This window comes from Saccharopolyspora tripterygii, from assembly GCF_054778355.1.
Genome location: NZ_BAAGZP010000038.1, coordinates 66727 through 85672 on the forward strand (window position 1 = coordinate 66727; position 18946 = coordinate 85672).

Sequence of the window (18946 nt, forward strand, 5' to 3'; positions counted from 1 at the left end):
CGCAGCCATTGTGGGAGCGCGGAAACCCGGATGGCCGGAAATGACGCGGAATTCGATTCTCGTGATCAGAATTCGCGGGGCAGAACCGTCGAGGTCGCGTCTTCTGGATAGGGCGAGCGGCGAACGGCCTCGCCGCGGGTGATCCGGTTCGCGAGGAATTCTTCGCGGATTCTCGCCAGCTTCGCGATCTCGTCGCGCTGGGTGCGGACGAATTCCGGTCCTACCGGGTCGCCGTGCCCGGGAACGACGACCTCGGGACCGATCGCTAGCATCGCATCCAGCGTGGCGGGCCAGCGGTCGAGGTGGGCTTCGCCGAAGTCCGGGGGAGCGCCCTGCTCGACGAGGTCACCGGCGAACGCCACCGCGGCGTCCGGGACCGCGACGACCAGGTCGTGATCGGTGTGGCCGAGGCCGAAGTGGTGCAGCTGCGCGATCCTGCCTCCCAGGTCCAGATCGACTCGGTCGGACACCAGGTGATCCGGCGCGGTCGGGGAGGAGGCGGCCAGGGCGTTCGCCGTGCCGGTGGCGCCGGCGGCGCGGTAGTGGGCGACCCAGTGCTCGCGCTGCTCGTCGGCGGTGCGGGTGAGGTGGGCCGGGCAGCGCTCGTGAGCCCAGACGGGTGCGGGCAGGAAGGCCGAGGTGCCGAAGCAGTGGTCGAAGTGGCCGTGGGTGAGGACGATGCGCAGAGGCGCGCGAGTGATCCGCCGGACCGCCTCGGCCAGGTCCGCGCCCTGCCGGTGATCACCCCGGGTGTCGATCAGCAGCGCGGTCTCGTCGCCGACGACCAGGCCCGTGGTCAGGTCGAGTTCGGCGTGGCGACGTGCGAAAACCCGCTCCGCCACCTCGATCCAGGTCCCGTCCGCGCTGCTCACGGGTGCAGCCTAGTGGGCCGTCGGGTGATCTCTGGGAGACTTCGGCGATGCGTCTCCTCGTCGCCCTCACCGCGCTGCTCGCGACCGCCGTCGGGGCGGGTGCGCTGCTCGTCGCCAACAGCGCGTTGTCCCCGGTGCTGATCGGCGGTCCCGGATCGACCTGCCCGCAACCGGATTGCGGGCTGGGCGCCGGGCTGTGGCTCATCGCCGGAGCGGCGGCCGTCGTGCTCGTCGCGTTCCTCGCGGGCTTGTTCCGCGCGGCTGAGCGCCCGGTGCGCCGGGGCCTGTGGATCGCCCTCTGGTGCACGCTGATCTACCTGCTGGAATCGGTCGTGATCTGGATCCTCATCTGAGGCGCCCTCGACGGTTCCCGCGTGCTGCGTGTGCTTGACTCTCCTCCGCGCACGACGAGCTCGGGAGGACGGGACGTGCCCGAAGGCCACACGCTGCACCGGCTCGCCGGGGTGCACCAGGAGCTGTTCGCGGGCGCGCCGGTCCGGGTCAGCAGCCCGCAGGGGCGCTTCGCCTCCAGCGCGTCGCTGCTGGACGGAGCCCTGTTCGAGCGGGCCGAGGCGCACGGCAAGCACCTGTTCCACCGCTACGCCGGTGATCACGTCGTGCACGTCCACCTCGGGCTCTACGGAACGTTCACCGAGACCGAGCTGCCGGCAGGCGAGCCGCGTGGCCAGGTGCGGATGCGCGTCGTCGGCCCGACCCACTTCGCGGACCTGCGCGGTCCCACCCGGTGCGAACTGCTCACCCCCGACGAGGTCACCGCTGTGCGCGACCGGCTCGGGCCGGACCCGCTGCGCGCCGACGCGGAACCCGAGCGGGCGTGGGCGCGGATCTCGAAGTCGCGCACCAGCATCGCCGCGCTGCTGATGGACCAGAAGATCCTGTCCGGTGTCGGCAACGTCTACCGCGCCGAAGTCCTGTTCCGGCACGGCATCCCGCCGATGACGCCGGGTCGCGATCTCGGGCGCGAGCGGTGGGAGCTGATCTGGGACGACCTGGCGGCCTTGATGGCCGACGGGGTCAAGGTCGGGCGCATCGACACCGTCCGCCCGGAGCACCTGCCCGAGGCCACCGGCCGAGCGCCGCGCCAGGACCGCCACGGCGGCGAGGTCTACGTCTACCGGCGTGCGGGGGCGCCCTGCCTGATCTGCGGCGACGAGGTGGTCACCGAAGACCTCGCCGCCCGGAACCTCTACTGGTGCCCCACCTGCCAAACCGGATGATCCTCCGGGCAGCCGGAGCACCGGGTGCGGAGGTGCTGCGGGGACGTGGGTGGTGGGCCGCGGGCAGTTTTGGTCCGAACCGTCCATGATCGAAGTCCGTTTTGCCCGGTCAGTTCGGACCAAAACTGCCCGGTGCCGAGGAGATCAGAAGCCGAAGCCGCCGAAGTCGAAGCCGTCCATGCCTCCGCCGTCGAAGGTGCCCGGGTCGCCCCCGTCAGGGCCCATGCCGTCGGGGCCCATGCCGTCGGCGGCAGCGCCGTCCGCGAAGCCGTCGGCGTAGGCGGCCTCGGCGGGGACGGTGGCCATCCCGAGGAACATCGACGACATCAGCACGTACGACCCGGCGGTCCACATCCCCGCCGCCATGGCCGGCTTCCACCACGGGTCGCTGTACCAGCCCTGCGGAACGGGTTTCCCCGCCACGGTGCCGCCGGGGTAGTAGTGCGGTGTGCGCTCGCTCGGATGCGGTGAAGCGACCTGCGTCCGGCCGTCGACCTCGACCTCGCGGTCCTCGCTGACGTGGCCCGCGTAGCGCTGGCCGGTCAGCGCGGGCAGCTCAGGTCCCGGATCCATGTCCATCGCCTCGCGCGCGGCGCGCACGTAGTGGAGCCCCTCCATGGCCGACTCGGACGTCAGCCGGGCCTGCTTCGACGTCGTGGCCTGGTCGAGCTGGGTGAGCGCGGCGCCGTGCCGCTCGGAGGCGTCCGCGAGCGCCTGCCTGGCGGCATCATTGGTGCCGATGAGGTTGAGCACCTGCCCGCCGAGCCGTTCGACCCAGCGCCTGGCCTCGGCCTTGTCGTCGGCCAGCTGCTTGCGCTGGTGGTCGAGCACCTTCTGCCGGGACCACCACACGGCGGCGCCCAGCACGACGAGCGCGATCAGGAGAAACACGAGTGCACTGGTCATCCCTGCCTCCTCGGGGACGCCGTTGCCCTCGACGGTACGCGCGTGAGCGCAGTGCTAGAAGGCGTCCGGGCAGCTCGGAGGCAGGTCGGTGGCCAGCGCGCGGGACGCGGCGGTCAGCGCGCCCGGCTCCAGTTCGCGCACCCGCCCGGCGGCGGCGAGCTGGAGCAGCGTGCTGCCGCCGAGGTAGGCGGCGGCCAGGTCGGCGACGTCGAGGGCCACCTGCGCGGGCGCGGTGCTCGCCTGCCCGTCGAGCCGCCAGCGGCCCTCGTTCCACGGGCAGAACGAGTCGCTGACCTCCACGACCACGTCCGAGTCGACCTCGCGGGCGGCGAGCGCGGCGGGCACGTCGATCAGCCTCAGCCACAGGCCGTCGACGATCCGCTGCTCGGCGGCGCGCGGGTCGGCGAGCATCCGCACGATCGTTTCGTCGACGGCGGCCTTGCTCCACGAGATCTGCCTGACCAGGTCGAACTCCAGCAGATACCGCCACAGGGCGGCGTAGGCCTGCGGGGTCTCGGCCATCAGGTGGGTGATCTCCAGCTGGTAGTCCGGCCCGCGCTCGGTCCACCTCGGGACCGGCCGGTAGATCACGTGGCCTTCGGGGTGCAGCGCGTAGCGGGACGGGGCACCGCCGCGGCGGTGCTGCCGCATCTGCTCCAGCTCGGCCCACGCGCCGTCACCGCGCTCGATCCACCCGGCTCGGCCTGCGGCGATGCGCGCGTGCTGCTCGTGGACGACCGGCAGCGCGCGCTCCCGGGGCACTTCCCGCACCGGGCGCTCGTCGATCTCGACACCGGGCCGGAAGCGGGCGTCGGCGGGCAGCGCGAGGTGGTTCTCCGAGGTCGCCACGCCGTAGCCGTAGCGTCCGTAGATACCGCCTTCGGAGGCGTACAGGGCGGCCAGCGGGACGTCCGCTTCGCGCAGGTCGTCGAGCTGCCGGCGCATCAGCGACGTCAGCACGCCCCGGCGGCGGTGCCCCGGTTTGACGCCGACGAGCGTGACCCCGGCCAGGCGTGCGCGCCGGTGGTTCGGCAGCATCACCGCGGTGGCGTAGTGACCACCGCCGCCGATCATCTCGGAACCGTCGAAGACGCCCATCGCGTTGGCGTACGGGATCACCGGACGCCATCTGTCGAGGTCGGGCGCGGTGTCCTCCATGAACGCCGCTCCGAACACCGCCGGGAACTCGTCCGGTTCCGCGCCGGTGAGCTTCCTCGCTTCAAGATTCCCCATGCGGCATTACTACAGCGCCGGGGATCGGGAGGCGACTGCTTTTCAGCCGCCCAGCGGGACCTCGGCGATCGTCTCCCACTCCGTGCTGGAGTGGTCGCGACTCATCTTGACCAGCGACAACGCCGAGACCTTCGCGGTGGCCGACTCGACGATGGTGGCCTGCAGGGTGGCGATGGCGAAGATCGCCGGACCGTCGGTGGTGGAGTGGGCGAGGCTGACGTGCTTGTCGATGTCCTCGGGCTCGGACGGGACCGCGTCGGATCCCAGGACCTCGGAGGTGGCTTCGCGGACGGCCGCTCGCAGGTCGAGGACGCTGGACTGGGGTTCCGCGGGCAGCGCCAGCGACTCGGGCAGCACGACCGCGTGGTGGAACGCCAGCGTGAGCGGCAGCACCCCGGCGAGCTTCGGGCGGGTGGCCTCCAGCAGCGTGTCGATGCGGGAGGAGTCCACCTCGTCGGTGAAGCCGATCTCCTGCACGAGGATGTGCATCCATTCCAGCGGGACGAGGTCGAATCCGGGCAGGTCGCGCAGCGCGTACTGGTAGTCGTTGACCAGTTTGCGCAGGCTGGGCTGGTCGGCCAGCGGCAGCACCCAGGCGTAGCCGGTGCGGCCCGCGTGCCAGTCGGTGCGCCAGCGCGTGTGATTGCGAACCTGATCGGCATGTGGCATGTCGGTCACCCCTCACATAGTGCCCGGACGTGTCCGGAAGTGGGGCGCGCTTGACCTATCTCACGGCTCGGAAGGCTCGGGTTCACCCTGCCGTGCTGCGGCTTTCGGGCGGTCGAGAGTGGCCGCGGCATCGGCGTCGCGCACCCGCAATGTCAGCACAATACCCAGCACCGCGAAGGCCGCCGAGACCAGGAAGGCACCGTGGAACGCGGCCAGCTGCGCATCGGCCACCATCGCTGGTGCGGAGGGGTCCACAGTGGATTGGTTGTGCTGCATGAGCATGGTGAGCACGGTCGCCACGACGGCGGTGCCCAGTGCGGTGGCGACCTGGCGCGTGACGTTGAACATCGAGCTGGCCATGCCCATCGCCGGACCGGAGATCGCGGCGAAGGTGGCGGTCTGGATGGGGGTCATCAGCAGACCCATCGCCACCCCCTGGGTGGCCAGCAGCAGGCCGAGCGCCCACAACGGCGTGCTCAGGTTCTGCACCTGCAGCAGCCCGCCGATGACCAGCTGGACCGCGAAACCGGCGAGCACGAGGCGCTTGGGACCGATGCGGCCGTAGACCCGGCTGACGACCTGCGTGGTGGCCAGCATCGCGATGGCCTGCGGCATCATCGTCAGCCCCGCGAACATCGGGGACACCCCGCGCAGCGTCTGCAGGTAGAGCGGGATCAGGAACAGCACGCTGAACATCGCGCCGGTCATGGCCAGCAGCAGCAGGTTGCCGGTGCCGAACAGGCGGTCGCCCAGCAGCCGGAGGTCGAGCATCGGCGAGGAGACGCGCAGCTCGCGCCACACGAGACCGCCGATGAGCAGCACCGAGGCGATGAGGCTCAGCCACACGGCCGGCGAGGTCCAGCCGATCTGGGCGCCCTGGTCCAGACCGACGAGCAGGGTGGCCAGACCGGCACCGGCGAGCACGAAGCCGGGCACGTCGAAGCGGCCGGGATCGCGGGTCGTCTCCTCCTTGAGGAACAGGATGGTGAACAGCAGCGCGAGCGCCCCGACCGGCAGGTTGATGAAGAAGATCCACCGCCAGCTCGCGTACTCCACGAGCACGCCGCCGATCAGCGGTCCGAGCATCGGGGCGACGGTGATCGGGATGGACAGCACCGCACCGGCCTTGGCCCGTTCGCGGGCCGGGAAGGCGCGGAACATCATGGCCTGCCCCACGGGCACGAGCATGCCGCCGCCGACGCCCTGGAGGATGCGCGAGCCGACGAGCATCTCCATGGACACGGCCATGCCGCACAGCATCGAGGCGAGGGTGAAGATGATCACCGCGGCCTGGAAGGTCTTCTTGCTCCCGAAGCGGTCGGCGATCCAGCCGGACGAGGGGATGAACACCGCGAGGCTGATCATGTAGCCGGTCAGCACCCACTGCAGCTGCGCGGGGTCGACCTGGAACTCACGGCCCAGCGTGGCCAGCGCCACGTTCAGGATCGTGACGTCCAGGATCTGCATGATCAGCGCCAGCACGAACGTGATGCCGACCAGCCACTTGTACTCGAGCCGCCGCACGAACCCCCCTGACATGAGAACCGGAAACACCTTCAGCATCCTCCACGCGTTCGGGATACCCAAATGGTTTCGACGCAGACCACAGGCGTCCCAACAGCACGAACCGCACCGCGGGGGAGGAGCCGAACAGCAAAAGGGCGGAGTTCCCGATTCGTCGACCGGGAGACTCCGCCCTGTTCTGAGCGGGCGACGGGAATCGAACCCGCGTAGCCAGTTTGGAAGACTGGGGCTCTACCATTGAGCTACGCCCGCGTGCCGGTTTCGCCTGGTCCGCGCGATTGCTCGGCGGGCCGTTGACGACCTTGCGTGCCACAGCTTAACCGGTCGCGATAGGCTCTTCGCAACGCACCCGGTTGATCCGGGTGCGTCGCACGTCGGACGGGGTGTGGCGCAGATTGGTAGCGCACTCGCTTTGGGTGCGAGGGGTCGTGGGTTCAAATCCCGCCACCCCGACGTGTCGGCCGGCCGCTCGCAGATCTCGCGAGTGGCCGGTTTCGCTTTTCCCCGGGCGGTCCGCCCCGATCGGGTCGGCCGGGCGCGGTAACGACCCGGTGAACAACACCGATTTCCCAGGCGTGCGTGATGCGATTCTGGCCGGACCCGGCGTTCAGCGGTCGGCCGCGGTGGTGTGTGCGGTGCTGTGCGCAGCCGTGGTGGGGCTGATCGCCGTCTCCCTGTGGGTGCCCGGCCCGCCGACCGCCCCCGCGTCGTCTCCCGCGGTGGGGATCGTGACCGCCGTGACGCCCACCGACCTGGGCGCTCCACCCGCGCGCTGAGCTGCCTCGGCCAGCGCCTGAGCGGGCACGTTCACGCCCTTCTCGCAACCCCGGACCGTGTCCCCCGGTGGGAAGCAATAGACTCGGTGGTCAGCCCGGCATTGGACGTGGTGTTTGGCCGCGCCCTGAAGCCAGCGCCGGGGAATCAAGCACGTTCGCACTAGGAGACCACGTGAAGAGCACCGTCGAGCACCTGAGCCCGACGCGCGTCCGGATCAACGTCGAGGTGCCGTTCGACGAGCTCAAGCCGAACTTCGACCGCGCGTACAAGGCACTCGCCCAGCAGGTCCGCATCCCCGGCTTCCGGCCGGGGAAGGTCCCGGCGCGGGTGCTGGAGAGCCGCATCGGTCGTGGACCCGTGCTCGACGAGGTCGTCAACGAGGCGGTTCCGGCCAAGTACCTGGAGGCTGTCAACAGCGACGAGCTGCGCACCCTCGGTCGCCCGGACATCGAGGTGACCAAGATCGAGGACGGCGCGGAGATCGCGTTCACCGCCGAGGTCGACGTCCGTCCGGAGATCACCGTGCCCGCCTTCGGCGAGCTTTCGGTGAGCGTTGACGACGTCGAGGTCGCGGAAGAGGACGTCAACGAGCAGCTGGACTCGCTGCGCGCTCGTTTCGGCACCCTGGCCGGCGTCGAGCGCCCCGCGCAGGAGGGCGACTTCCTCAGCATCGACCTGTCGGCCACGGTCGACGGGGAAGAGGTCGAGGACGCCCAGACCTCGGGTCTGTCGTACGAGATCGGCTCGGGCCAGCTCGTCGAGGGCATCGACGACGCGGTGATCGGCGCGACCGAGGGCGAGACGAAGACCTTCACCACCAAGCTGGTGGCGGGTGAGTACGCGGGCAAGGACGCCGAGGTCTCGGTGAAGGTGAACTCCATCAAGGAGCGCCAGCTGCCGGAGGCCGACGACGAGTTCGCTCAGATGGCCAGCGAGTTCGACACGATCGACGAGCTGATCGCCGACCTGCGCGAGCGCCTGGGCCGGGTCAAGAAGATGGAGCAGGGCATGCAGGCCCGGGACAAGATCCTGGACGTGCTGCTGGAGACCGTCGAGGTCCCGCTCCCGGAGAAGGTCGTCGAGCAGGAGATCGAGGCGCGCCAGCACGACGCGGTGCACCCGTTCGACCACGACGAGAAGGCCTTCGAGGCTTGGCTCGAGACGCAGGACAAGAACCGCGAGCAGTTCGACACCGAGACCCGCGAAGAGGCGGAGAAGGCCGTCCGCACCCAGCTGGTGCTGGACACCATCGCCGACGAAGAGGGCGTGTCGGTCTCGGACGAAGAGCTGACGCAGCGGATCATCTACCAGGCGCAGCGCTTCGGCATGAGCCCGGACCAGTTCGTCCAGCAGGCCCAGGAGTCCGGCCAGATCGGCGCGCTGTTCGCCGACGTCCGCCGCAGCAAGGCGCTGTTCTCGGTGGTCCGCCAGGCCACCGTGACCGACTCCGCCGGCACCGCGCTGGACATGGACGAGCTGTTCGGCCCGCAGGAGGACGAGGAGACCCCCGAGGTCGTCGAGGGTGACACCGCCGAGTCCACCGAGGTCGAGGCGAAGGCCGACGCCAAGTCGGAGTGACCCGGCTCTCGCCGGACAACTTGATACGCATGCTCTAAGCGAACGTGGGCGGTACTGGGAAGCTGGTGCCGTCCACGTTCGTTAGGGTCGGTTGTAGCGGATCACCCGAGTAGGGAAGCAGGACATCACCCTGCGGTCAGCGAGGACGCCCGGTCGTTCGTCGGGTCCACATTGGAAGGACTGCGGCGAGCTCCGGCAAGACCCGAGCGACCAGGGTGGACAAGGGCCCATTGTGGGAGAAGGCAGGGAGACGTGACGCAGCACCTGACTGTTCCGGCGTCCGACGCGCAGGCGCCGTCCATGCGGACGGGCACGAACGGACTCTCGCTCAACGACTCGGTTTTCGAGCGGCTGCTGCGGGAGCGGATCATCGTCCTCGGCTCCCAGGTCGAGGAGAACATCTCGAACCAGATCTGCTCGCAGCTGCTGCTGCTGGCTGCCGAGGACCCGGACCGCGACATTTCGTTGTACATCAACTCGCCGGGTGGTTCGGTCACCGCGGGCATGGCGATCTACGACACCATGGAGCTCATCAAGCCCGACGTGGCCACCGTCGCGATGGGCATGGCCGCGTCGATGGGGCAGTTCCTGCTCTCCGCGGGTGCCAAGGGCAAGCGCTTCGCGCTGCCGCACGCCCGGATCATGATGCACCAGCCCTCGGCCGGACTGGGCGGAACCGCGGCTGACATCGCGATCCAGGCCAAGATGTTCTCCAAGCACAAGGAGGAGATGGCGGGCCTGATCGCCGGGCAGACGGGCAAGTCCGTCGAGACGATCATGGCCGACTTCGACCGGGACCGGTGGTTCACCGCCGAGGAAGCTCGCGACTACGGGCTCGTGGACTACGTGGCGAGCGCGGCGAACCTGCCGACCAGCTGAACAACCCCGCACCCGGACCTAGTTACGAGGAGTCACCCGTCGTGAACCCTTACCAGTCGTTGCAGTCCCGGTACGTGCTGCCGTCGTTCGTCGAGCGCACCGCGTACGGGGTCAAGGAGTCCAACCCGTACAACAAGCTGTTCGAGGAGCGCATCGTCTTCCTCGGCGTCCAGGTCGACGACGCGTCGGCCAACGACGTGATGGCGCAGCTGCTGTTCCTGGAGTCCGACGACCCGGACCGCGAGATCCAGATGTACATCAACTCCCCCGGTGGTTCGTTCACCGCGATGATGGCCATCTACGACACCATCCAGTACGTGCGGCCCGACGTGCGCACCATCTGCCTGGGCCAGGCGGCCTCGGCGGCGGCGGTGCTGCTGGCCGCGGGCACGGAGGGCAAGCGCCAGGCGCTGCCGAACTCCCGCGTGCTGATCCACCAGCCGTCCGTGGAGGGCATCTACGGTCAGGTCTCCGACCTGGAGATCCAGGCCGACGAGGTGCAGCGGATGCGCGACCTGATGGAGTCCTCGCTGGCCAAGCACACCAAGCGCTCCCAGGAGCAGGTGCACGAGGACGTCGACCGCGACAAGATCCTCACCGCTGAGCAGGCCAAGGAATACGGCATCATCGACGAGGTCGTGCCGTACCGGAAGCTCTCCCAGCAGCAGTCCTGACGTCGGCGTTTCCCGGGGGCCTGCGCGCCCCCGGGAAACGTTCCGGCTGCGCGAGTTCCGGTCGGTGGTCCTGACGGTGGTGCGGGCGCCACGCCCGGCCACCGGGACCGCGACACGCCGAGCGCGACGCTGGTCACAGCACGCTCGGCGATGACGGACACTGAGAGCCTCCCCGAACTCGGGGAACGACAGGTACCGTCGAAGGCACATACGGTCAGGCACGCTTTTCGGAGGGCGTGCCGGAGGGGACGGGGTCAGCGGTCATGGCACGTATCGGTGACGGCGGCGACCTGCTGAAGTGCTCCTTCTGCGGGAAGAGCCAGAAGCAGGTGAAAAAACTCATCGCCGGCCCCGGCGTGTACATCTGCGATGAGTGCATCGATCTCTGCAACGAGATCATAGAAGAGGAGCTGGCGGAGGCCGGCGAGGTCAAGCTCGACGAGCTGCCCAAGCCCGCGGAGATCCACGAGTTCCTCGACCAGTACGTCATCGGGCAAGATCCGGCGAAGCGCAACCTCTCCGTCGCGGTCTACAACCACTACAAGCGCATCCAGGCCGGTGAGCGGCGCGAGGCGCGTGGTGAAGAGGCCGTCGAACTGGCCAAGTCCAACATCCTGATGCTCGGCCCGACCGGCTGCGGCAAGACCTACCTGGCGCAGACCCTCGCCAAGATGCTCAACGTGCCCTTCGCGATCGCCGACGCCACGGCGCTGACCGAAGCCGGCTACGTCGGCGAGGACGTCGAGAACATCCTGCTGAAGCTGATCCAGGCCGCCGACTACGACGTCAAGCGCGCCGAGACCGGCATCATCTACATCGACGAGGTCGACAAGATCGCCCGCAAGAGCGAGAACCCGTCGATCACCCGCGACGTCTCCGGCGAGGGCGTGCAGCAGGCGCTGCTGAAGATTCTCGAGGGCACCACCGCGAGCGTTCCGCCGCAGGGCGGCCGCAAGCACCCGCACCAGGAGTTCATCCAGATCGACACGACGAACGTGCTGTTCGTCGTGGCCGGTGCGTTCGCCGGTCTTGAGAAGATCGTCGAGGAGCGGGTCGGCAAGCACAGCGTCGGGTTCGGCGCGGAGCTGCGGTCGAAGTCCGAGGTCGACACCGCCGACTACTTCTCCGACGTGATGCCCGAGGACTTGATCAAGTACGGCTTGATCCCGGAGTTCATCGGTCGTCTTCCCACGATGGCCAGCGTCACCAACCTCGACAAGCCGTCGCTCGTGCAGATCCTCACCGAGCCGCGCAACGCGCTGGTGAAGCAGTACAAGCGCTTGTTCGAGATGGACAACGTGGAGCTGGAGTTCACCAAGACGGCGCTGGAGGCCATCGCCGACCAGGCGATCCTGCGGGGCACCGGGGCGCGCGGTCTGCGCGCGATCCTGGAAGAGGTCCTGCTGCCGGTCATGTACGACATCCCGAGCCGCTCCGACGTCGCCAAGGTCGTGATCACCGAGCAGACCGTGCGGGAGAACGTGAACCCGACGATCGTCGCCCGGCAGGCTTCTCGGCGGGAGCGTCGCGAGAAGTCCGCCTGATCCCTCTCCTCGAAAGCACCCCGCGCTGGTTTCGGCACGGGGTGCTTTTGCGCGCGCGATCACTCGAAGCGGTCATTCCGGGTGCGTCTCGGGTACCCGGTGCCACGTTCTGCGGCGCCGCGGTGAATAGTTGATATTGATGGGTGGCAACGACGAGTCCGGGAGTGCCTGCCATGAGTGAGATGCACGTTCTGCTGGTCCACGGGATGACCGGTGCCGGGCCCTGGCATTGGCAGTCGTGGCTGGCGGGGCGGCTCCGCGACCACGACGTTCACGTCGAGGCGCCGGTGCTCCCGGATCCGGATCATCCTGACCTTCGACGTTGGCTCCCGGTGCTGCGCGAGCGGCTTGCGGCGGTGCCGCCCGAGGCGGAGCTGGTGGTGGCCGCGCACTGGTGCGGCGTCGCCCTGTGGCTGCACCACGCCGCCACGATCGAGTCCGATGGCCGTCGCGCGGACCGGGTCCTGCTGGTGTCCCCGCCGGACTCGGAGTGGAATCACCCGGACGCTCGCGACATCACGCCTTACCCGATCGATGCGACCTCGCTGCGCCGCGCGGCCGGGATCACGCGCCTGGCCGTCGGCACCGGTGACGCCTACCTGCCGATGCACCACGCGCACGCGCTCGCCGAGGACCTGCAGGTCGAGATGGACGTCATCCTCGACGGAGCGCACCTCAACACCGACGCGGGCTACGGTCCCTGGCCCTCGGTCCTGCGCTGGACCCTCTACGGCACGGTTCCCCTCCACGACCGCTTCGACGCCGACGCCTACACGGCCGGCCGCTCCCAGGAAGCCCTCCGGCTGGTCTGAACGACGACGCAGAACCGCGGTTCTCGTCAGGCGCGGATGTGGCCGCCGATGAAGTCGACGAGCTCGGGCAGCGCCTTGCGGAAGTAGGTCTTGTTGTGGCGTCCCGGGCTCGTCGAGGCGTAGGTGGGGTCGGCCAGCCGGATGAAGCGGCGGGTGCCGTCGATGAAGCGGTCGCCGTTGCCGCACCAGACGCCGACCGGCAGGTCACCGAGGCTCTTGATGTGGCGCAGCGGGTCGATCGCCGTCCACTCCGCCTCGTTGGTGAACGCGCGTCGCTTGCGCATCTCCCGCCAGTTCGTGTGCAGGGCGGGGGCGACCACGCCGGCCGCGCGCAGCGGCTCGCCCAGCTCGCGGCGTCGCCGCGCGTAGACCAGAGCGCCGAAACCGCCCATCGAGATCCCCGCGGCCGCCGTCGGCCTGCTCAGGCCACGCTCGGCCAGCCACCGCGGCACCTCGTCGAGGAGCATGCTCATCGCGTCGTCGTCGGGACGGCGGTGCCAGTAGTTGTTCGGACCACCGTCCACCGACAGCAGCGTGAACGGCGGAATCCGACCGGCCGCAACGGAGTTCGAAAGCCACGTGGGTAGGCCGGCGACCGAGTCCAGCGCGTCGCCGAACCGTCCGTGCAGCATCAGGCACACCGGGAGCCCTCGCGGGGACACGCCCGCCGGGTGGATCGCCACCATGTCCACGTGCTGCTTGCGGGCTTCGGAGTAGCGCCGTTCCACGGAGACGTTCTTGGCGAGCGAGACGCGCTTCTCGACCTGGTGCGCCGTCGTCGCGCTGTCGGTGCTCAGCCCGAGCCCGGCCGCCGCGAGCCCGGCGACCCCCGAGGTCAGCAGCGTGCGCCGCGACAGCGGGCCGCCGATCGATCGTCGGTGCGGCAAAACCAGTCCTCCTCGAAGCCCCGCCCATCATCCCAACCGCGGGCGCGGTCCGTCACGCGGATTCGACGCTCGCCACACGTTCCTGTCCCGTGTAGACGTTCATCGAGGACCCCCGCAGGAAGCCGATGAGGGTCATGCCTTGCTCCTCGGCCAGGTCCACGGCCAGCGAGGACGGTGCGGACACGGCCGAGAGCATCGGCACACCGGCCATCGCGGCCTTCTGCACCAGCTCGAACGACGCGCGACCGGACACCATCAGCACGCAGCCGGTCAGTGGCACCCGGCGTTCCATCAGGGCCCAGCCCATCACCTTGTCCACCGCGTTGTGCCTGCCCACGTCCTCCCGCGCCACCAGCAGCTCGCCGCGCGAGTCGAACAGGCCCGCCGCGTGCAGGCCGCCGGTGGAGTCGAAGACGCGCTGGGCCTCGCGCAGCGCGTCGGGCAACCCGATGAGGGTGTCGGCGTCGACGCTCAGCGGATCCGAGGCGGGGGAGTGCTGGGTGCGCAGCTTCACCGAGTCCAGCGCGGCCTTGCCGCACACCCCGCAGGACGACGTGGTGTAGAAGTTTCGCTCCACCGAGGCGTCCGGCATCGGGACATCGGGGGCCAGCACGATGTCGAGCACGTTGTAGGTGTTGCGCCCGTCGGGCCCGGGACTGTCGCAGTAGCGGGCGGTGGCCAGCTGCTCGCGGTCGGTGATGACGCCCTCGGTCAGCAGGAACCCGTGCGCCAGCTCCACGTCGTGACCGGGTGTGCGCATCGTCACTGACAGCGGTTTGCCGTTGACGCGAATTTCGAGCGGTTCCTCGGCGGCGAGCGTGTCCGGCCTGGTCCGCTGGCCGTTCGCGGCGATCCGAAGCACCGGTCGTCGCACGGTGACGCGTCCCATGGGCCCTCCTCGGACATTGTTTCGGTTTGAATGAGATCGGTCATTCGCAGCCGTTCCCAACAGTATGCTCGGCGCGCTGATCAACGTCGCGAAGCCGGGAGGCCCAATGGTTTCAGGGCTGCTTTCACCCAGTCGAACAGTCGCTCCACCGGACTGGAGCAGGTGGCTGATCCCTCCGGCAGCGCTGGCGGTGCACCTGTCGATCGGTCAGGTCTACGCGTGGAGCGTGTTCAAGCCGCCGCTGGAGGACGCCCTGGGCTTGTCGGGCACCTTGAGCGCGCTGCCGTTCCAGCTGGGCATCGTGATGCTGGGCCTGTCGGCCGCGCTGGGCGGCACGACGGTGGAGAGGCGCGGTCCCCGCTGGGCCATGACGGTCTCGGCGATCTGCTTCTCGCTCGGGTTCCTGATCTCCTCGGTCGGCGTCGGGTTGGGCCAGTACTGGCTGGTGGTCCTCGGCTACGGCGTGGTGGGCGGCATCGGGCTGGGCATCGGCTACATCTCGCCGGTGTCGACGCTGATGAAGTGGTTCCCGGACCGGCCGGGCATGGCCACCGGCATCGCGATCATGGGTTTCGGCGGCGGTGCGCTGATCGCCTCGCCGTGGTCGACGCAGATGCTGGACACCTTCGGCGAGGACCGCTCCGGAATCGCGCAGACGTTCCTGGTGCACGGCGTGGTCTACGCGGTGTTCATGTCGCTGGGCGCGCTGCTGGTGCGGGTCCCCGCCCCGGGCTGGCGTCCCAAGTCGATGCCGGAGCAGGTCGCCAAGCCGATGATCACCGCGGCCGACGTGACCGCCAACAACGCCTTGCGCACCCCGCAGTTCTGGCTGCTGTGGGTGATCCTCTGCTGCAACGTCACCGCGGGCATCGGCATCCTGGAGAAGGCCTCGCCGATGATCGTGGGCTTCTTCTCCAACAGCGCGACCCCGGTGGCCACCGGGGCGGCGGCCGGGTTCGTGGCACTGCTGTCGCTGACCAACATGGCCGGTCGGTTCGTGTGGTCGTCCGCATCGGACGTGGTGGGGCGCAAGAACATCTACCGCCTGTACCTGGGCGGCGGAACGCTGCTGTACCTGGGGATCCTGCTGTTCGGCGCGACCGGCATCCCGGTGTTCGTGCTGTGCGCGATCCTGATCCTGTCCTTCTACGGCGGCGGTTTCTCCACCGCTCCGGCCTACCTGAAGGACCTGTTCGGCAACCTGCAGGTCGGCGCGATCCACGGTCGGCTGCTCACCGCGTGGTCGGTGGCCGGTGTGCTCGGACCGCTGATCGTCAACGCCGTCGCCGACGCGCAGGAAGCGAGCGGCGCGAAGGGCCCTGACCTGTACGCGGTCTCGCTCTACATCATGATCGGGCTGCTGGTCATCGGGTTCATCGCCAACGAGCTGATCCGGCCGGTCGACCCGAAGTTCCACGAACCGGTGAAGGGAGCGGACGAGTGACGTCCACGAACCGCCAAGTCCTCCTGGTCATCGCCTGGCTCTGGGTGGGTGTCCCGTTCCTCTACGGCCTCTACGAGCTCATCACCAAGGTCACCAAGCTCTTCACCGGCTGACCGGACGGGTGTGAGAGGGCGCGGCTCGCATCGGGCCGCGCCCTCCTGCTGCGCGTCACCTCCGCGCTGCGGGCGGAGGTGGTATGCCCGGGCGGAACGCCATCCGGGCACTCGTAGAATTCGGCGTGTGACACAGACCCACGCAGCCGCAGCCAACCGTGAACTCCCGTCGTCCTGGAACCCGGCCGACGTAGAGGCAGAGCTGTACGAGCGCTGGGTAGCCGCCGAGTACTTCACCGCCGATCCGCACAGCGACAAGCCGCCGTTCACGATCGTCATCCCGCCGCCGAACGTCACCGGCAGCCTGCACATCGGGCACGCCTTCGAGCACACCCTGATGGACATCCTGACCCGGCGCCGCCGCATGCAGGGCTACGAGGCCCTGTGGCTTCCGGGCATGGACCACGCCAGCATCGCCGTGCAGGCGCTGGTCGAGAAGCAGCTGCGCGAGGAGGGCATCGACCACCGCGAGCTGGGCCGCGGGAAGTTCCTGGAGCGCGTCTGGCAGTGGAAGGAGAAGCACGGCGGGGCGATCCTGTCGCAGATGCGTCGCCTCGGCGACAGCGTCGACTGGTCCCGCGAGCGCTTCACCATGGACGACGGCCTGTCCCGCGCCGTCCAGACGATCTTCAAGAACCTCTACGACGACGGTCTGATCTACCGCGCCGAGCGGCTGGTCAACTGGTCGCCCGAGATGCGCACCGCGATCTCCGACATCGAGGTGGAGCACAAGGAGGTCGAGGGCGAGCTCGTCTCCATGCGCTACGGCGACGGTGACGACGCGATCGTGGTGGCCACCACGCGGGTCGAGACGATGCTCGGCGACACCGCCATCGCCGTGCACCCCGACGACCAGCGCTACAAGCACGTCGTCGGCACCGAGGTCGAGCTCCCGCTGACCGGCCGCAAGATCCCGATCGTGCCGGACGAGCACGTCGATCCGGAGTTCGGCACCGGTGCGGTCAAGGTGACCCCGGCGCACGACCCGAACGACTTCGAGATCGGCAAGCGGCACGACCTGCCGATGCTCACGATCATGGACGAGCAGGGCCGCATCGCCCACACCGGAACCCGCTTCGACGGCATGGATCGCTTCGAGGCCCGCGTGGCGGTGCGCGAGGCGCTGCGCGAGCAGGACCGCATCGTCGCCGAGAAGCGGCCCTACCTGCACAGCGTCGGTCACAGCTCGCGCTCCAAGGAGCCGATCGAGCCGCGGCTGTCGCTGCAGTGGTTCGTCAAGGTGGGCCCGCTGGCGCAGGCCGCAGGCGACGCCGTGCGCGACGGCCGGGTCGCCGTGCACCCGCCGGAGATGTCGAAGCGCTACTTCGACTGGGTCGACAACCTGCACGACTGGGCCATCTCCCGGCAGCTGTGGTGGGGCCACCGGATCCCGATCTGGTACGGCCCGGGCGGCGAGGTCGTGTGCCTCGGGCCGGACGAGGAGCCGCCGCAGGGCGAGGGCTGGCGCCAGGACGAGGACGTCCTCGACACCTGGTTCTCCTCCGGCCTGTGGCCGTTCTCCACGATGGGCTGGCCGGACGAGACACCGGAACTGGAGAAGTTCTACCCGACGTCCGTGCTGGTCACCGGATACGACATCCTCTTCTTCTGGGTCGTCCGGATGATGATGATGGGCCTGTACGCGATGAAGGACCGGGACCCGGCCGAGGCCGTCCCGTTCAAGACGATCGCGCTGCACGGCATGGTCCGCGACGCGCACGGCAAGAAGATGTCGAAGTCCGCGGGCAACACCGTCGATCCGATCGAGTGGATGGACACCTACGGCACCGACGCGCTGCGGTTCACCCTCGCGCGCGGAGCCAACCCGGGCACCGACTCGCCGATCAGCGAGGAGTGGGTCTCGGCGTCCCGCAGCTTCGGCACGAAGCTGTTCAACGCCACCAAGTTCGCGCTGATGAACGGTGCCCGCGTGCCGTCGTCGGAGTTGCGCCGGGAGTCGCTGACGGACGCGGATCGCTGGATCCTCGACCGCCTCGACGCCCTGGTGTCCACAGTGGACGACATGCTGGAGGACTTCCAGTTCGCCAAGGCGACCGAGGCGCTCTACCACTTCACGTGGGACGAGTTCTGCGACTGGTACCTGGAGCTGTCCAAGGTCCAGATGGACGGTTCGCAGGAGCGCGTCGAGAGCACCCGCGAGGTCCTCGGCCACGTCCTCGACGTGCTGCTGCGCCTGCTGCACCCGACGATCCCGTTCCTCACCGAGACGTTGTGGACGGCGCTGACCGGCCGCGAGTCCGTGGTGATCGCCGACTGGCCGAAGGCCACCGGTGCTGAGGCCGACACCGGGGCCGCCGACCGGATCGGGGCGACCCAGAAGCTGATCACCGAGATCCGCCGGTTCCGCTCCGACCAGGGCCTCAAGCCCGGCCAGAAGGTCGCGGCGCGACTCGGCGGGGTCGAGCAGCTGGGCCTGGCCCAGCACGTGGCCGCTGTGCGGTCGCTGGCGAAGGTGACCGAGCCCGGGGACGAGTTCACCTCCTCGGCCTCCATCGAGGTCGGCCTGGCGGGCGGCACCGTCGACGTCGAGCTGGACCTCTCCGGCGCGGTCGACGTCGAGGCCGAGCGCAAGCGCCTCGCCAAGGACCTCGCCGCCGCGGAGAAGGAGCTGTCCGGAGCCGACAAGAAGCTCGGCAACCAGGCGTTCCTGGACAAGGCGCCGGCCGACGTGGTCGACAAGATCAAGGCCCGCCGCGAGGTCGCGGAGTCCGACATCGCGCGCATCACCGCCCGGCTGGAGGCCCTCCCGCAGGGCTGACGCACGTCGACGAGGGGTCCTCTTCGGAGGGCCCCTCGTCGTGCTGAGCGGGGCTGGGCGGCCGCTCACCAGGAGAGACGTAGACTTCAACCTCGGCATTTTCGTCGTTGGCAGGGGAGTGGGCACTT

The 18946-nt window shown here is 69.2% G+C and carries 18 protein-coding genes and 2 tRNA genes; 11 read left to right on the top strand and 9 right to left on the bottom strand.

Features of this window, described 5'->3' with window-relative positions; all coding sequences use genetic code 11:
- Nucleotides 1-65: 65 nt before the first annotated feature.
- On the bottom strand, nt 66-872 hold the full coding sequence (locus ACYVF3_RS27035) for an MBL fold metallo-hydrolase (protein ID WP_461157075.1): 807 nt from the start codon (nt 870-872) through the stop codon (nt 66-68).
- Nucleotides 873-919: 47 nt separating this feature from the next.
- Between ACYVF3_RS27035 and ACYVF3_RS27040 the strand changes: the two genes are divergently transcribed.
- Together ACYVF3_RS27040 and ACYVF3_RS27045 are read left to right on the top strand one after the other, a co-directional pair.
- Nucleotides 920-1225 (top strand): hypothetical protein, encoded by a 306-nt coding sequence (locus ACYVF3_RS27040; protein ID WP_461157076.1) that lies wholly within the window; start codon nt 920-922, stop codon nt 1223-1225.
- 75 nt (nt 1226-1300) lie between these two features.
- Complete coding sequence (locus ACYVF3_RS27045; protein WP_461157077.1) at nt 1301-2110, top strand: Fpg/Nei family DNA glycosylase; 810 nt, start codon at nt 1301-1303, stop codon at nt 2108-2110.
- Nucleotides 2111-2254: 144 nt separating this feature from the next.
- Here ACYVF3_RS27045 and ACYVF3_RS27050 read toward each other — a convergent pair whose 3' ends face one another.
- From ACYVF3_RS27050 to ACYVF3_RS27070, 5 genes are all read right to left on the bottom strand, one after another.
- A complete protein-coding gene (locus tag ACYVF3_RS27050; protein ID WP_461157078.1) occupies nt 2255-3016 on the bottom strand; it encodes a hypothetical protein in 762 nt (253 codons plus the stop codon).
- 54 nt (nt 3017-3070) lie between these two features.
- Nucleotides 3071-4249 carry a GNAT family N-acetyltransferase gene (locus ACYVF3_RS27055; protein WP_461157079.1) on the bottom strand — a complete coding sequence of 393 codons (1179 nt, stop codon included), beginning with the start codon at nt 4247-4249 and terminating at the stop codon, nt 3071-3073.
- A 42-nt stretch (nt 4250-4291) separates the two neighbouring features.
- Nucleotides 4292-4918, bottom strand: coding sequence for a 2'-5' RNA ligase family protein (locus ACYVF3_RS27060; protein ID WP_461157080.1), 627 nt, complete (start codon nt 4916-4918; stop codon nt 4292-4294).
- A 60-nt stretch (nt 4919-4978) separates the two neighbouring features.
- Nucleotides 4979-6457 (bottom strand): DHA2 family efflux MFS transporter permease subunit, encoded by a 1479-nt coding sequence (locus ACYVF3_RS27065; RefSeq protein ID WP_461157081.1) that lies wholly within the window; start codon nt 6455-6457, stop codon nt 4979-4981.
- A gap of 166 nt (nt 6458-6623) precedes the next feature.
- Nucleotides 6624-6694: transfer RNA gene (locus ACYVF3_RS27070), tRNA-Gly, on the bottom strand.
- A gap of 127 nt (nt 6695-6821) precedes the next feature.
- Here ACYVF3_RS27070 and ACYVF3_RS27075 point away from each other — a divergent pair.
- Nucleotides 6822-6895: transfer RNA gene (locus tag ACYVF3_RS27075), tRNA-Pro, on the top strand.
- Between the two features lie 154 nt (nt 6896-7049).
- Here ACYVF3_RS27075 and ACYVF3_RS27080 read toward each other — a convergent pair.
- A complete protein-coding gene (locus tag ACYVF3_RS27080; RefSeq protein WP_461157082.1) occupies nt 7050-7253 on the bottom strand; it encodes a hypothetical protein in 204 nt (67 codons plus the stop codon).
- A 137-nt stretch (nt 7254-7390) separates the two neighbouring features.
- On the opposite strand from ACYVF3_RS27080, the gene tig reads away from it, so the two are divergent.
- The 5 genes from tig (at nt 7391) to ACYVF3_RS27105 (ending at nt 12706) form a co-directional block, all read left to right on the top strand.
- On the top strand, nt 7391-8797 hold the full coding sequence (tig, locus tag ACYVF3_RS27085; RefSeq protein WP_461157083.1) for a trigger factor: 1407 nt from the start codon (nt 7391-7393) through the stop codon (nt 8795-8797).
- A gap of 252 nt (nt 8798-9049) precedes the next feature.
- Nucleotides 9050-9676 carry a ClpP family protease gene (locus tag ACYVF3_RS27090; RefSeq protein ID WP_145743610.1) on the top strand — a complete coding sequence of 209 codons (627 nt, stop codon included), beginning with the start codon at nt 9050-9052 and terminating at the stop codon, nt 9674-9676.
- A gap of 41 nt (nt 9677-9717) precedes the next feature.
- Nucleotides 9718-10350 carry an ATP-dependent Clp protease proteolytic subunit gene (locus ACYVF3_RS27095; protein ID WP_461157084.1) on the top strand — a complete coding sequence of 211 codons (633 nt, stop codon included), beginning with the start codon at nt 9718-9720 and terminating at the stop codon, nt 10348-10350.
- 263 nt (nt 10351-10613) lie between these two features.
- Nucleotides 10614-11894 carry an ATP-dependent Clp protease ATP-binding subunit ClpX gene (gene clpX, locus ACYVF3_RS27100; RefSeq protein WP_461157085.1) on the top strand — a complete coding sequence of 427 codons (1281 nt, stop codon included), beginning with the start codon at nt 10614-10616 and terminating at the stop codon, nt 11892-11894.
- A gap of 173 nt (nt 11895-12067) precedes the next feature.
- Nucleotides 12068-12706, top strand: a complete 639-nt coding sequence (locus ACYVF3_RS27105) for an RBBP9/YdeN family alpha/beta hydrolase (RefSeq protein WP_461157086.1) — start codon at nt 12068-12070, stop codon at nt 12704-12706.
- A gap of 26 nt (nt 12707-12732) precedes the next feature.
- On the opposite strand, the gene ACYVF3_RS27110 is transcribed toward ACYVF3_RS27105, so the two are convergent.
- Nucleotides 12733-13593, bottom strand: a complete 861-nt coding sequence (locus ACYVF3_RS27110) for an alpha/beta hydrolase (protein ID WP_461157087.1) — start codon at nt 13591-13593, stop codon at nt 12733-12735.
- Between the two features lie 52 nt (nt 13594-13645).
- Complete coding sequence (gene fdhD / locus ACYVF3_RS27115; protein ID WP_461157088.1) at nt 13646-14482, bottom strand: formate dehydrogenase accessory sulfurtransferase FdhD; 837 nt, start codon at nt 14480-14482, stop codon at nt 13646-13648.
- A gap of 106 nt (nt 14483-14588) precedes the next feature.
- On the opposite strand from fdhD, the gene ACYVF3_RS27120 reads away from it, so the two are divergent.
- The 3 genes from ACYVF3_RS27120 to ACYVF3_RS27130 all read left to right on the top strand — a co-directional run bounded on the left by ACYVF3_RS27120 (nt 14589) and on the right by ACYVF3_RS27130 (nt 18818).
- On the top strand, nt 14589-15926 hold the full coding sequence (locus ACYVF3_RS27120; protein WP_461157089.1) for an L-lactate MFS transporter: 1338 nt from the start codon (nt 14589-14591) through the stop codon (nt 15924-15926).
- Entirely contained in the window at nt 15923-16039 is a 117-nt protein-coding gene (locus ACYVF3_RS27125) for an MFS transporter small subunit (RefSeq protein ID WP_425474177.1), read from the top strand. Before ACYVF3_RS27120 ends, ACYVF3_RS27125 begins: the two co-directional genes overlap by 4 nt.
- Before the next feature lie 127 nt (nt 16040-16166).
- Entirely contained in the window at nt 16167-18818 is a 2652-nt protein-coding gene (locus ACYVF3_RS27130; RefSeq protein ID WP_461157090.1) for a valine--tRNA ligase, read from the top strand.
- The last annotated feature ends 128 nt before the right edge of the window (nt 18819-18946 follow it).

What these genes read in the sequence shown, in the direction of transcription:
- fdhD (WP_461157088.1), bottom strand. Translation starts at nt 14,482, where the DNA reads ATGGGACGCGTCACCGTGCGACGACCGGTGCTTCGGATCGCCGCGAAC.
- ACYVF3_RS27065 (WP_461157081.1), bottom strand. Translation starts at nt 6,457, where the DNA reads ATGTCAGGGGGGTTCGTGCGGCGGCTCGAGTACAAGTGGCTGGTCGGC.
- ACYVF3_RS27105 (WP_461157086.1), top strand. Translation starts at nt 12,068, where the DNA reads ATGAGTGAGATGCACGTTCTGCTGGTCCACGGGATGACCGGTGCCGGG.
- ACYVF3_RS27050 (WP_461157078.1), bottom strand. Translation starts at nt 3,016, where the DNA reads ATGACCAGTGCACTCGTGTTTCTCCTGATCGCGCTCGTCGTGCTGGGC.
- clpX (WP_461157085.1), top strand. Translation starts at nt 10,614, where the DNA reads ATGGCACGTATCGGTGACGGCGGCGACCTGCTGAAGTGCTCCTTCTGC.
- ACYVF3_RS27040 (WP_461157076.1), top strand. Translation starts at nt 920, where the DNA reads ATGCGTCTCCTCGTCGCCCTCACCGCGCTGCTCGCGACCGCCGTCGGG.
- ACYVF3_RS27120 (WP_461157089.1), top strand. Translation starts at nt 14,589, where the DNA reads ATGGTTTCAGGGCTGCTTTCACCCAGTCGAACAGTCGCTCCACCGGAC.
- ACYVF3_RS27055 (WP_461157079.1), bottom strand. Translation starts at nt 4,249, where the DNA reads ATGGGGAATCTTGAAGCGAGGAAGCTCACCGGCGCGGAACCGGACGAG.
- ACYVF3_RS27060 (WP_461157080.1), bottom strand. Translation starts at nt 4,918, where the DNA reads ATGCCACATGCCGATCAGGTTCGCAATCACACGCGCTGGCGCACCGAC.